Origin of the sequence: Bradyrhizobium sp. CCBAU 11361 (assembly GCF_028128935.1) — a bacterium.
Taxonomy (GTDB): domain Bacteria; phylum Pseudomonadota; class Alphaproteobacteria; order Rhizobiales; family Xanthobacteraceae; genus Bradyrhizobium; species Bradyrhizobium niftali.
The window spans coordinates 173,855-185,773 of record NZ_LBJZ01000190.1 but is presented as its reverse complement, the minus strand read 5'-3'; the positions used below and the strand labels follow the sequence as shown (position 1 = coordinate 185,773).

The 11,919-nt window shown below is 66.1% G+C and carries 14 protein-coding genes; 5 read left to right on the top strand and 9 right to left on the bottom strand.

Annotation, left to right across the window (positions count from 1 at the left end; translation table 11 throughout):
- Nucleotides 1–8: 8 nt before the first annotated feature.
- The 8 genes from XI08_RS30915 to XI08_RS30880 form a co-directional block, all read right to left on the bottom strand.
- On the bottom strand, nt 9–1,613 hold the full coding sequence (locus XI08_RS30915) for a molybdopterin-binding/glycosyltransferase family 2 protein (protein WP_271577279.1): 1,605 nt from the start codon (nt 1,611–1,613) through the stop codon (nt 9–11).
- The gene (locus tag XI08_RS30910; RefSeq protein WP_271577278.1) at nt 1,610–2,311 is read right to left on the bottom strand and encodes an XdhC family protein; all 702 of its coding nucleotides are present in this window, start codon (nt 2,309–2,311) and stop codon (nt 1,610–1,612) included. Before XI08_RS30910 ends, XI08_RS30915 begins: the two co-directional genes overlap by 4 nt.
- A gap of 2 nt (nt 2,312–2,313) precedes the next feature.
- The gene (locus XI08_RS30905; RefSeq protein WP_008564652.1) at nt 2,314–2,637 is read right to left on the bottom strand and encodes an XdhC family protein; all 324 of its coding nucleotides are present in this window, start codon (nt 2,635–2,637) and stop codon (nt 2,314–2,316) included.
- Between the two features lie 11 nt (nt 2,638–2,648).
- The gene (locus XI08_RS30900; protein WP_135174202.1) at nt 2,649–3,851 is read right to left on the bottom strand and encodes a vWA domain-containing protein; all 1,203 of its coding nucleotides are present in this window, start codon (nt 3,849–3,851) and stop codon (nt 2,649–2,651) included.
- A gap of 147 nt (nt 3,852–3,998) precedes the next feature.
- Nucleotides 3,999–4,907: an AAA family ATPase gene (locus tag XI08_RS30895; RefSeq protein ID WP_135174201.1), complete on the bottom strand. Its 909-nt coding sequence runs from the start codon at nt 4,905–4,907 to the stop codon at nt 3,999–4,001.
- A 63-nt stretch (nt 4,908–4,970) separates the two neighbouring features.
- Nucleotides 4,971–5,777 (bottom strand): FAD binding domain-containing protein, encoded by an 807-nt coding sequence (locus tag XI08_RS30890; protein ID WP_027548698.1) that lies wholly within the window; start codon nt 5,775–5,777, stop codon nt 4,971–4,973.
- Nucleotides 5,778–5,813: 36 nt separating this feature from the next.
- The gene (locus XI08_RS30885) at nt 5,814–6,299 is read right to left on the bottom strand and encodes a (2Fe-2S)-binding protein (RefSeq protein ID WP_027548697.1); all 486 of its coding nucleotides are present in this window, start codon (nt 6,297–6,299) and stop codon (nt 5,814–5,816) included.
- Nucleotides 6,300–6,434: 135 nt separating this feature from the next.
- The gene (locus XI08_RS30880) at nt 6,435–6,881 is read right to left on the bottom strand and encodes an SRPBCC family protein (protein ID WP_027548696.1); all 447 of its coding nucleotides are present in this window, start codon (nt 6,879–6,881) and stop codon (nt 6,435–6,437) included.
- A 172-nt stretch (nt 6,882–7,053) separates the two neighbouring features.
- On the opposite strand from XI08_RS30880, the gene XI08_RS30875 reads away from it, so the two are divergent.
- From XI08_RS30875 to XI08_RS30865, 3 genes are all read left to right on the top strand, one after another.
- Nucleotides 7,054–8,409 carry a 3-carboxy-cis,cis-muconate cycloisomerase gene (locus tag XI08_RS30875; protein ID WP_271577277.1) on the top strand — a complete coding sequence of 452 codons (1,356 nt, stop codon included), beginning with the start codon at nt 7,054–7,056 and terminating at the stop codon, nt 8,407–8,409.
- A gap of 97 nt (nt 8,410–8,506) precedes the next feature.
- The gene (pcaD, locus tag XI08_RS30870; protein WP_027548694.1) at nt 8,507–9,289 is read left to right on the top strand and encodes a 3-oxoadipate enol-lactonase; all 783 of its coding nucleotides are present in this window, start codon (nt 8,507–8,509) and stop codon (nt 9,287–9,289) included.
- 127 nt (nt 9,290–9,416) lie between these two features.
- On the top strand, nt 9,417–9,809 hold the full coding sequence (locus tag XI08_RS30865; protein ID WP_027548693.1) for a carboxymuconolactone decarboxylase family protein: 393 nt from the start codon (nt 9,417–9,419) through the stop codon (nt 9,807–9,809).
- On the opposite strand, the gene XI08_RS30860 is transcribed toward XI08_RS30865, so the two are convergent.
- A complete protein-coding gene (locus tag XI08_RS30860) occupies nt 9,771–10,295 on the bottom strand; it encodes a hypothetical protein (protein WP_271577276.1) in 525 nt (174 codons plus the stop codon). The two genes, XI08_RS30865 and XI08_RS30860, sit on opposite strands and share 39 nt — an antisense overlap.
- Nucleotides 10,296–10,516: 221 nt before the next feature.
- Here XI08_RS30860 and XI08_RS30855 point away from each other — a divergent pair, with 221 nt between their 5' ends.
- Complete coding sequence (locus XI08_RS30855; RefSeq protein ID WP_271577275.1) at nt 10,517–10,738, top strand: hypothetical protein; 222 nt, start codon at nt 10,517–10,519, stop codon at nt 10,736–10,738.
- A 253-nt stretch (nt 10,739–10,991) separates the two neighbouring features.
- Complete coding sequence (locus XI08_RS30850) at nt 10,992–11,909, top strand: ABC transporter permease subunit (protein WP_027548690.1); 918 nt, start codon at nt 10,992–10,994, stop codon at nt 11,907–11,909.
- The last annotated feature ends 10 nt before the right edge of the window (nt 11,910–11,919 follow it).

Genomic DNA, 11,919 nt, shown 5'->3' with positions numbered 1-11,919 from the left:
AAGAGTCACTATCCCCGCCGTGCCGCTTCCAGCGCCTGCGGCGTGTCGATGTCGAGGAAGGCGCTCTCGCCGTCGACGGGCACTTCGGCGACCGCCTCGGTGTGCTTGGCGATCAGATGACGCGCGCCGACGTCGCCGTCGAGGGTCATCAATTCCCTGAAGAAGCGGCGCGACCACAGCACGGGATTGCCGCGGCGGCCTTCGCTGACGGGCACGACGATCAGATTGCCGCGGTCCGGCGCGAAGCTGTCGATGAGACGGTCGATCAGGCCGGCATCAATCAGCGGCATGTCGCCGAGGCAAACCACGGCGCCGTCGCAAGCTTCAGACACGGCCGCGATGCCGGCCTTGACCGAGCTCGCGATGCCGCCGGCGAAATCCGGATTCCTGGCGAATCTCACCTTCAGGCCTTGCAGCGCCTGCTCGACCAGCTCGGTCTGGTGGCCGGTGACAACGATCACCTCGGATGCCTTCGAAGCCAGCGCCTGCTCGGTCGCGATCCGCACCAGCTTCTTGCCGTCGAGCTCGGCGAGCAGCTTGTTCGGACCGCCCATGCGGGTCGAACGGCCCGCCGCGAGCACGATGGCCGCGACCCGGCTGTTGCCCTCGATCTCCGGCGTCGCGCGGGGCTGCGGGCGCGTCACGATCTCCATCAGGAGCCCGCCGACGCCCATGCCCATCAGCTCGGCGCGCGTCACTTTGATGCCGGCAAGCAGCCGCATCAGCACCCAGTCGAATCCATTTTCGACCGGCGAGCGCGCGCAGCCCGGCGCGCCCAGCACTGGCACGCCGCCGGCCCGCGCGATCAGCAAGAGATTGCCGGGATCGACCGGCATGCCGAAATGCTCGATCTCGCCGCCGATGCCCGTGACGGCCGCGGGGATGACGTCGCGACGGTCGGCGATCGCGGAGGCGCCGAACACGATGACCAGTTCCGCGCCGAGTGCGAGCAGCTCCTTGATCGCGGCCGACAGTGCATGCTCGTCATGCTGGACCCGCCGCTCGGCGATGATGCTGGCGCCGGCCGGCGCGAGGCGCTCGGCGGTGACGCGCAGCGTCTTGTCGATCACCTTGGAGGACAGGCCCGGCAGCAGCGTCGAGACCACGCCGACGCGCTGGATGACGTAGGGGGCGATCTTCAGGACGTCCCTGCCGGCGGCCTTCACCGCGGCATCGCGCAGGGCGCCCTCGACGCCGAACGGGATGATCTTGACGGTGCCGACCATCTCGCCCTCGACCACCGGCTTGTAGGCGGTGAGCGTCGCAAAGGTGATGGCCTCGTCGATATTGTTGATGCGGTCAACGGCGGCGCGGTCGATCACCAGCACGCCCGGGCGCGCGGCGAACAGATTGGCGCGGCCGGTGAAGGCGCGCTCGACATGGATGCCCTCGCCGCCCACCGCAAGCGCGATGCTGGCGGCCGCGACGTCCTCGGAGACGTCGCCCTCCTCCATCCGCACCACCACGACGTCCTTGATGCCGGCGCGCTCCAGCGCCTCGACCTCGGCAGGGCCGATCGTCGTGCCTTTCTTCAGCACCAGCGGTCCCTGGCGCAGGGTGTGGACGGTCACCCCGCCGATCGCATCCCTGGGGCTCGCCGGGCCGAATTTCATGCCGCTACTTCTTTTTCTTTGGGTGGCAGCCGAAGCACCGCGGTGATCTCGGCCATGATCGACACCGCGATCTCCGACGGCGAGACGGCGCCGATCGCAAGGCCAATGGGCGCGTGGATGCGCGCGATGTCGCTGTCCTTGGCGCCCTGCGCCCGCAACCGGTCACCGCGCTTGGCATGGGTCTTCCGCGAGCCCAGCGCGCCGATGTAGAAGCAGCCGCGCTCGAAGGCGTGCAGCAGCGCGGGATCATCGATCTTGGGATCGTGCGTCACCGCGACGAACGCCGTGTAGGCATCGACGTTGAGCGGCGGCAGCGCGGTGTCGGGCCATTCGGCCACCAGCGGAATGTCGGGGAAGCGCTCTGCGCTTGCAAAGGCCGTGCGCGGATCGACGACGGTGACGTCGTAGCCGAGCGAGCGCGCCAGCGGCGCCAGCGCCTGACTGATATGGACCGCGCCGACGATGACGAGCTTTGCGGTCGGCGCGTAGACGTTGAGGAAGAGCTTCTTGCCGCCGACCTCGACATTGGCGCTCTTGCCCATGCGAAGCTGTTTTTCGAGCTCGACGCGCAGCGGGTCCTTGGCAAAATCCGCAGCCCTGACCAGGCGCTGCTCGCCGCTCTCGGTGTCCGTCACCAAGATCGCGGGACGGCGCGCGGCGCGCTCGGCATTGAGTTCGTGCAAAATCGCGAGCTTCACGGCTAGCCGACCTTCTCGACGAAGACGCGGATGGTGCCGCCGCAGGACAGCCCGACATTCCAGGCGGTCTCGTCGGCAACGCCGAACTCCAGCATCTTCGGCTTGCCGCTCTCGATCACGTCCATGGCCTCGGTGACCACGGCACCCTCGACGCAGCCGCCGGAGACGGAGCCTAAGAACGTGCCCTCGTCGTTGATGACGAGGCTCGAGCCCGCCGGGCGCGGCGCCGAGCCCCAGGTCTCCACCACGGTGGCGAGCGCGACGCCACGGCCGGCCTTCTGCCAGTCCTCCGCCGCCTTCAGAATGTCCTCGTCGCGATCGAGCATGGGGTAACCTCTCAAGCTGCGGAACGGATCAGGCTGCGGTGATGCGGCGGCAGCGGCCGGGAGAGCGTCGTGATCAGCTCCTGGATCGAACTCAAATTATGTACCGGGCGGAATTCGTCAACGTGCGGGAGCATCATTTTGATGCCCTGCGCCTTGGCCTCGAAGCCGCCGAAACGCAACAGCGGGTTGAGCCAGATCAGCCGCCGGCAGGAGCGGTGCAGCCGGTCCATCTCGAAGGCGAGCCTGGAATCGGCCTCCCGCTCCAGCCCATCGGAGATCAGGAGCACGATGGCGCCCTGGCTCAGCACGCGGCGCGCCCACAATTTGTTGAAGTTGTGCAGCGAGGCCGAGATCCGCGTGCCGCCGGCCCAGTCCTCGACCGAGGCCGAGCAGCTCGCCAGCGCCTCGTCGGGATCGCGCTGGCGCAGCGCGCGGGTGACGTTGGTGAGGCGGGTGCCGAACAGGAACACCGAGACGCGCTTGCGCGCATCGCCGATGGCATGGAGGAAATGCAGGAACAGGCGGGTGTATTCGTTCATCGAGCCCGAGATGTCGAGCAGCGCGACGATCGGCGCCGGCTTCTCGATCCGCCCGAGCCGATGGATGTCGATGATGTCGCCACCGGTGCGCAATGACGCACGCAGCGTGCGGCGCAGGTCGAGGCGCAGGCCTCGGGAATCGGGCCGGTGCCGGCGCGTCAAGAGCTCGGCCTGTGGCAGCCGCATCCGCTCGACGGCGTGCAAGGCCTCGGAGATCTCCGCCGCGCTCATCTGCGCAAAATCCTTCTTCTGAAGGATTTCCTTGTCGGACACGGACAGGCGCAGATCCTGCTCCTGGTGCTGCGGCGTCTCCGTCATGCGCGGCTGCGACATCGCTTCCTGCACACGCCGCGCGCCGGCCTGCGGCTTCTTCTTGGCCTGATCCGGCAGCGGCACCGAATCCAGCATGTGCTTCCACTCCTCCGAGGCGCGGAAGAACAGGTTGAAGGCCTGCTTGAAGATCAGCGCATGCTCGTGGCGCTTGACGAAGATCGCCTCCAGCGTGGTGAAGACGTCGGCCCGGTTGCCGATGTCGATCACCTCAAGCGCATTCATGGCATCGATCACCGCGCCCGGCCCGACCGGCATGCCCGCCGCGCGCAGCGCGCGGGCGAAGCCGACGATGTTGTCGGCAAACTGCTCGGTCTGCTCGGGTGCCAGGTGGTTGATGGCCATGGTTCGTATCCATCCCCTCGTCATTCCGGGGCGCGCCCTCTTGGGCGCGAGCCCGGAATCCATTTACCCGCGGTCCTCGTGGCTCCAATGGATTCCGGGTTCGCGCTGACGCGCGCCCCGGAATGACGAGCTAACTTTGCCGCGAGATCAATCCTCGCTCGTCGCTTCCTTCAGCACCTTCTGCAGGGTGTCGCCCTGCATCCGGGTGATGTCGTCCTGGTACTTGAGCAGCGCGCCCAGCGTGTCGCCGACCACTTGCGGGGTCAGCGAGCGGGCGTCGAGCTCGGACAGCGCGGTGGCCCAGTCGATGGTCTCGGCGACGCCCGGAGACTTGTAGAAGTCCTGGTTGCGCAGCGCCTGGACGAAGCGCACCACCTGCTGCGACAGCTTCGCGGAGATGCCGGGCACGCGCGTCTTGACGATCGCAAGCTCGCGCTCGGCGGCCGGATAATCCACCCAGTGATAGAGGCAGCGCCGCTTCAGCGCGTCGTGGATCTCGCGGGTGCGGTTGGAGGTGATGATGACGATCGGCGGATGCGGCGCCTTCACGGTGCCGAATTCGGGGATCGTCACCTGGAAGTCGCTGAGGATTTCCAGGAGGTAAGCTTCGAACGCCTCGTCGGCGCGGTCGAGCTCGTCGATCAGGAGCACCGGCGGGCCGGCAACGTCGGGCTCCAGCGCCTGGAGCAGCGGCCGCTTGATCATGTAGCGGTCGGCGAAGATGTCGCTCGACAGTTGATCGCGATCGGTGTCGCCGGCGGCCTCCGCCATCCGGATCGCGATCATCTGCGCGGCGCTGTTCCACTCGTAGACCGCGGAGGAGACGTCGAGGCCTTCGTAGCACTGCAGGCGGATCAGCTTCCGCCCCAGCGCCGCGGACAGCACTTTTGCGATCTCGGTCTTGCCGACGCCGGCCTCGCCTTCGAGAAACAGCGGCCGACCCATGCGCAGCGACAGGTAGGTCACCGTCGCCAGCGATCGCTCCGCGAGGTAGCCGCGCGACGTGAGGAGTTCGAGCATCGCATCGACCGATGCCGGCAGGGCCGCTGAAGTCATGAAAGGGCCAGTCTCGTTTACGCCCTCACCGGGGCAAGTCGTTGGGCCAATTGGTGAGGCCCATCATTCCTTGGCATTGGCGGCGTCAACGGCCCGCCGCGTCAGCACCCCGATGAGGTGCGCGCGGTATTCGGCACTGCCGTGGATGTCGCTGTTGAGACCCTCGGCCGGCACCTCGATGCCATCGAGCGCCTTCGCCGAGAAGCGCTTCTTCAGGGCTTCCTCGAACGCGGTGACGCGGAACACGCCTTCGGAGCCGGCGCCGGTAACGGCAACGCGCACGTCCGAAGGACGCCGCGCCACGAACACGCCGACCAGCGCGTAACGCGAGGCCTGGTTGCGGAATTTGACGTAGGCGGCCTTCTTCGGCAGCGGGAACATCACCTTGGTGATGATCTCGTCGGCCTCGAGCGCCGTCGTGAACAGCCCCTGGAAATACTCTTCGGCCTTGAGGCGACGCTTGTTGGTGACGATGGTGGCGCCGAGCGCCAGCACCGCAGCCGGATAGTCCGCGGTCGGATCGTTGTTGGCGAGCGAGCCGCCGATCGTGCCCTTGTGGCGCACGGCGGGATCGCCGATTCCGCCGGCAAGGCTCGCGAGCGCCGGGATCGCTTCGCCCACGATGGCGGAGGTCGCGACCTCAGCGTGCCTGGCGGTGGCGCCGATCACCAGCGAGCGGCCCTTCATCTCGATCGTGTTGAGCCCCTCGATGTGGGAGAGGTCGACCAGATGCGGCGGGCTGGCGAGGCGCTGCTTCATGACGGGAATCAGCGTGTGACCGCCGGCGATCACCTTGGCGTCTTCGTTCTTCACCAGGAGGTTGGCGGCCTGCCGGACCGTCCCGGGGCGATGATATTTGAATTCGTACATCTGAATGTCCTGATCGCGGGATGCGCGCGTGTCGATTTAGGCGAGGTCGGATTTCGCCATCGCCTTGGCGCCGGCGGAAATCGAGGTGACGATGTTCTGGTAGCCGGTGCAGCGGCAGAGATTGCCTTCCAGCTCCTCGCGGATGGTGTGGTCGTCGACCTCGTGGCCCTTGCGATGAACGATGTCGATCGCGGTCATGATCATGCCGGGCGTGCAGAAGCCGCACTGCAGGCCATGGTGCTCGCGGAAGGCTTCCTGCATCGGATGCAGCGGCGCACCATCGGCGGCCAGCCCCTCGATCGTCTTGACCTCGTGGCCGTCGGCCATCACGGCAAGCGTGGTGCAGGACTTCACGGCCTTGCCGTCGAGATGCACGACGCAGGCGCCGCACTGCGAGGTGTCGCAGCCGACATGGGTGCCGGTCAGCCGCAGATTCTCGCGCAGGAACTGCACCAGAAGCGTGCGGGGATCGACGTTGGCCGTCACAGGATTGCCGTTCACGATGAGGGAGATTTTTGCCATAAGCACTCTCTATCAGCGCCCCGACGGGTCCCGTCGAAGCGGTTCTTATAATTATTCCAACCCATCATATGGGCCATTATGGCCCGGGGCAACATCGCCCCGGACGCAAGGCGCCATGCCGAAAGGCGATAGCCTTCAGCCCTGTACCGCCTTGGCGAAGTTCGCGAAAAACTCGTCGGCCAGCTTCTTGGCGGCGCCGTTGATGAGGCGCTGTCCGAGCTGCGCCAACTTGCCGCCGATCTGCGCCTCGACGTCGTAGGAGAGCAGCGTGCCGCCGTCCTTCTCCGCGAGGTTGACCACGGCGCCGCCCTTGGCGAAGCCGGCCACCCCGCCCTCGCCTTCGCCGGAGATCTTGTAGCCGTTCGGCGGATCGAGATCGGAGAGCGTCACCTTGCCCTTGAAGCGCGCCGACACCGGGCCGACCTTCATTTTGGCTGTGGCGCGAAAGCCGCCGTCGTCGGTCTTCTCCAGCTCCTCGCAGCCGGGGATGCAGGCCTTCAGCACCTCGGGATCGTTGAGCTTGGCCCACACAGCCTCGCGCGGCGCCGCAAGCTGGACTTCGCCGTTCATCGTCATGGCCATGGGGTGCCTCCCGGGATCGTGCAACTATAATGCTGTTCAAGTAACGCACGGGGGCCGCAAAGGAAAGGGCGGCCTCCGGTCACGTGCAATGCATATTCGCAACTGCAAAAAATCTTGTGCGGTCGGTTTTGGATTGGCACAGGCGAGCCATGATGGTTAGGTCCCGCGCAACATGAGCACAGCCCTCTCCCCCCTGCTCGCGCCGATGCTGTCGAGCACCGCCATGCGCGCCGTCTGCGACGACCGCTCCACCCTTCAGTACATGCTCGATTTCGAGGCAGCCCTCGCCCGGGCCGAGGCCGCCACCGGCGTGATTCCCGCCGCCGCCGTGGGCCCGATCGAAGCCGCGTGCAAGGCGGAGACCTTTGACATGGCCGCGCTGGCCGAGGCCGCGACGCGGTCCGGCAATCTCGCGATTCCCCTGGTCAAGGCGCTGACCGCCAATGTCGCCAAGGCCGACGCGGAGGCCGCCCGCTACGTGCATTGGGGCGCAACCAGCCAGGACGTCATCGACAGCGCGACCATGCTCGCACTGCGTGCCGGCATCGGTGCACTCGACGCCGACCTCAGCCGTGCCATCAAGGGCTTTGCCGCACTGGCGCGCAATCATCGCAACACCGCCATGGTGGCGCGGACCTGGCTCCAGCATGCGTTGCCGATGCCGTTCGGGCTCAAGGCCGCCGAATATGCGGCAAGCCTTGCCCGCGCCCGCTGCCGCCTCAGGCGGCTCTCCCGCGAGGGCCTCGCGCTGCAATTCGGCGGCGCGGCCGGCACGCTCGCGGCCCTCGGCGACAAGGGGCTCGTCGTTGCGGAGCGACTGGCGCGGGAGCTCAACCTGCCGCTGCCAGAAGCGCCCTGGCACACCCATCGCGACCGCATCGCGGAAGCCGCATCGGCTCTTGCGATTCTCGCTGGCAGCTGCGGCAAGATCGCACGCGACGTCTCGCTGATGATGCAGACCGATGTCGCCGAGGCGTTCGAGCCGGCCGGCGAAGGCCGCGGCGGCTCCTCGACCATGCCGCACAAGCGCAACCCGGTCGCGGCCGCAAGCGCGCTGGGATGTGCGACCATGGCCCCGCAGCTCGCCGCGACGATTTTTGCCGCGCAGGTGCAGGACCACGAGCGCAGCGCCGGCCCCTGGCACGCGGAATGGCCGACGCTGCCGCAATTGATGCTGGTCACCTCGGGCGCGCTCGCCGCCATCGTCGACATCGCCGAGGGCCTCGACGTCGATGCCGCGCGCATGCGCAGCAATCTCGATGCGACGCACGGTTTGATCATGGCCGAGGCGATCACCTTCGCGCTGGCCGAGACCATCGGCAAGAGCGATGCGCATCTTCTCATCGAGGCCGCGAGCAAGCGCGCAGTCGCCGAGAAGAAGCATCTGCGCGAGGTGCTGTCAGGCGATTCGCAGGTCACCGCGCATCTTTCGCCGGAAAAAATTGCGGCATTGTTCGAGCCGATGGCCTATCAAGGGGCGTCGCAGGCCCTGATCGACCGCCTGCTCGCTTCACTGGATCTCTCCTGATGTCATTGCCGGGCTTGACCCGGCAATCCATCATCCAGGATGGATTCATTTCTAGATGGATGCGCGGGTCAAGCCCGCGCATGACGAGGAAAATCCCATGCCCATGATCGATGCCGACGGTTGCCTGATCAACGTCTCCGTCGAGGGCCGCGACGGCGGGCCGACCCTGATGCTGTCCAATTCGCTCGGCTGCACGCTTCAGATGTGGGAGCCGCAGATGAAGGCGCTGACGCAGGTCTTCCGCGTCATCCGCTATGACCGCCGCGGCCACGGCAAGTCGAACGTTCCCCCCGGCCCCTATACGATGGAGCGCTTCGGCCGCGACGTGCTGGCAATCCTCGACGATCTCAACATCGAGAAGGTGCATTGGTGCGGCCTGTCGATGGGCGGCATGGTCGGGCAATGGCTGGGCGCGAATGCGCCGGAACGCTTCGGCAAGCTGATCCTCGCCAACACCTCCTGCTACTACGCCGAGCCGACCAAATGGCTGGAACGCATCGATGCCGTGAAGAAGGGCGGCATCGCGGCGGTGGCCGATGCGGTGATCGCGGGCTGGCTCACCCAGGATTTCCGCGAGCGCGAGCCCGACATCGCCGCCCGGATGAAGGCGATGCTGCTCGCCTCCCCCGTCGAGGGCTATCTCGCCTGCTGCGAGGCGCTCTCGACGCTCGACCAACGCGAGCTGCTGCCAAAGATCAAGAGCCCGACATTGGTGATCGCCGGCCGCCACGACATGGCGACGCCGATATCCGCGGGCGAACTGATCCGCTCAAACATTCCCGGCGCGAGCATGACCATCATCGACGCCGCCCATATTTCCAATGTCGAGCAGCCCCACGCGTTCACCGATGCGGTGGTGGGGTTCCTGACGCAGCGTTGATTGCGCCTATCGTCATTCCGGGGCGATGCAAAGCATCGAACCCGGAATCTCGATCGGCATTCACAACCTCGAGATTCCGGGTTCGCCTCTTCGAGGCGCCCCGGAATGACTCATCCGGAGAAACACCATGGACGACCAGAAGCGCCGCGATGCCGGCATGAACGTGCGCCGCAAAGTGCTGGGCAATGCCTGGGTCGACAAGTCGATCGCGGGTCGCAATGCCTTCAACACCGATTTCCAGGACCTGATCACCCGCTACGCCTGGGGCGAGATCTGGACACGGCCGCATTTCGACGAGCGCACCCGGCGGGTGCTTGTGATCGGCACCATGGTCGCGCTCGGGCAATGGGACGAATTCCGCCTTCATGTGCGCGCGGCACTCGCCGAAGGCGGCTTCACCCCCGACGACATCAAGGAAATCTTGCTCCAGCAGGCGATCTATTGCGGCGTGCCGGCGGCGAACCACGCCGTCAAGGAAGCCTCAGCGATTGTGCAGGAGCTCGGCCTGCTCAAGACCTAGCGGCGCGGCGGCCTCGACGGCCTTTGGCGCCGCCACGGGCCGCTCGATCACCATCACGATCGCAGCCCCCAGCAGCAGCAAGAGCTCGGTGGCGTGCAGCCGGAGCGCGGCCATCTCGCCGACCTTCGAGGCCATGACCATGCTCGCAAACGAGATCAGGCTGCCGATCGCCAGCGCAATGCCGAGCGCCTCGTCACTGCCGCCAGTCCTGCGGATGCGGGGAATGCACAGCAGCACGAGGTAGATCGCGAAGAACGCCACCACGGTCAGCCGTCCCAGTGCCAGCAGCCAGGCCGCGCGCACCGTGTCCATCCCCGCCATCTGGAGATGGTCGCTGAGGAACAGCGCCACCGCGACGCTCGGCCGCTCGTAGAGGCCGTGCACCGGCGCCACCATGATGTTGAAGGCAACCAGCGTCCAGGCCGGGATGAAATAGGCCGCCAGCAGCGCGCCATTGACCGTGTCGATCCGCCAGTTCCTGAACATGCCGCTTCCCGCTTCGCCTGCTACGCAGCCTTCAATGGGAAGGCTTTGCCGGGAGCTAACTCGCATCAGTCTGTGGCGGCAATTTAAACCCTTTGTTTACCTTAACCGCCCGGCGGGCGGCGCCCCAAACGAAAGAAGCCCCGCCTTTCGGCGGGGCCCGTCCTCACTCACTCCTGCTCACTCGCAACTGCTCACTGAGCTCCCAACTAGTCGTCCTGACCGTGCTGGCCACCCTGCTGGCCGGGGCGGCTACCCTGGCGCATCGGGTCATCCTGCCGCTGCTGTCCGGGTTTCTGCCCGCCGCCCTGCTGCTGCCCTGGCTGCTGACTTGGCTGCTGACTTGGGCGCTGCTGACCGGGGTTCTGACTCTGCTGACCCGGATTCTGGTTCTGCTGCTTCGTCATCGGGGGGAACTCCCTTGTTGGACGTCAGAGGGAAAGTAACAACGGGCCCAGGATTTGGTTGCCGTGCGGAACCCGGTTCCTCGCAGCTGCGGAACCGGGGGAGATGACGTCCGTCACCAAATGAGTTCTGTACAAGCCCTTATGCCTAGGCCTGCACTGTTGCGGCCGCCAGTTCCCTCCTGTTACAAAACGAGAAGAATGCTCAAGGGCTGCCGGGGCCCGAGAAGAAACTCAATCACTCTCTCTCGAAGAGCTCCCTTTGAGCCGCGTCAGGTTTGGTAAACGGCAGCCTATGGATTATTTCGCCCAGCAGCTCATTAACGGCCTCGTGCTCGGCTCCATCTACGGCCTGATCGCGATCGGCTACACGATGGTCTACGGCATCGTCGGCATGATCAACTTCGCCCATGGCGACGTCTTCATGATCGGCGGCTTCATAGCCCTGATCACCTTCCTGATCCTGATCTCGCTCGGCCTGACCGCGATCCCGGTGATCCTGCTCGTCGTGCTGCTGGTCGCGATGGCGATCACGGCGCTCTATGGCTGGACCATCGAGCGCATCGCCTACCGGCCGCTGCGGCATTCCTTCCGCCTCGCCCCGATGCTGTCGGCGATCGGCATGTCGTTCGTGCTGACCAACTATTCGCAGGTGGCGCAAGGCGCCCGCGTCAAGCCGATCCCGCCCTTCATCACCGGCGGCTACACGCTGCATGAGAGCGCGGACGGCTTCGTCATCCAGCTCTCCAATATCCAGATCATGGTGGTCATCACCACCATCGTGCTGCTGGCGATCTTCACCTGGCTGGTGTCGCGCACGCGGCTCGGGCGCGACATGCGCGCCTGCGAGCAGGACCAGACCATGGCGGCCCTGCTGGGCGTCGACGTCGACCGCACCATCTCCATGACCTTCGTGATCGGCGCCGCGCTCGCCGCGGTCGCGGGTTTCATGTACCTGCTCTATTACGGCCTGGTCGACTTCTTCATGGGCTTCGTTGCCGGCATCAAGGCCTTCACGGCGGCCGTGCTCGGCGGCATCGGCTCGCTGCCCGGCGCCATGCTCGGCGGTCTTGCGATCGGCCTGATCGAGACGTTCTGGTCGGCCTATTTCTCGGTCGAATACAAGGACGTCGCGGCATTCTCGATCCTGATCGTCGTGCTGATCTTCATGCCGACCGGCCTGCTCGGCCGTCCCGAAGTCGAAAAAGTCTGACGGACCGCCG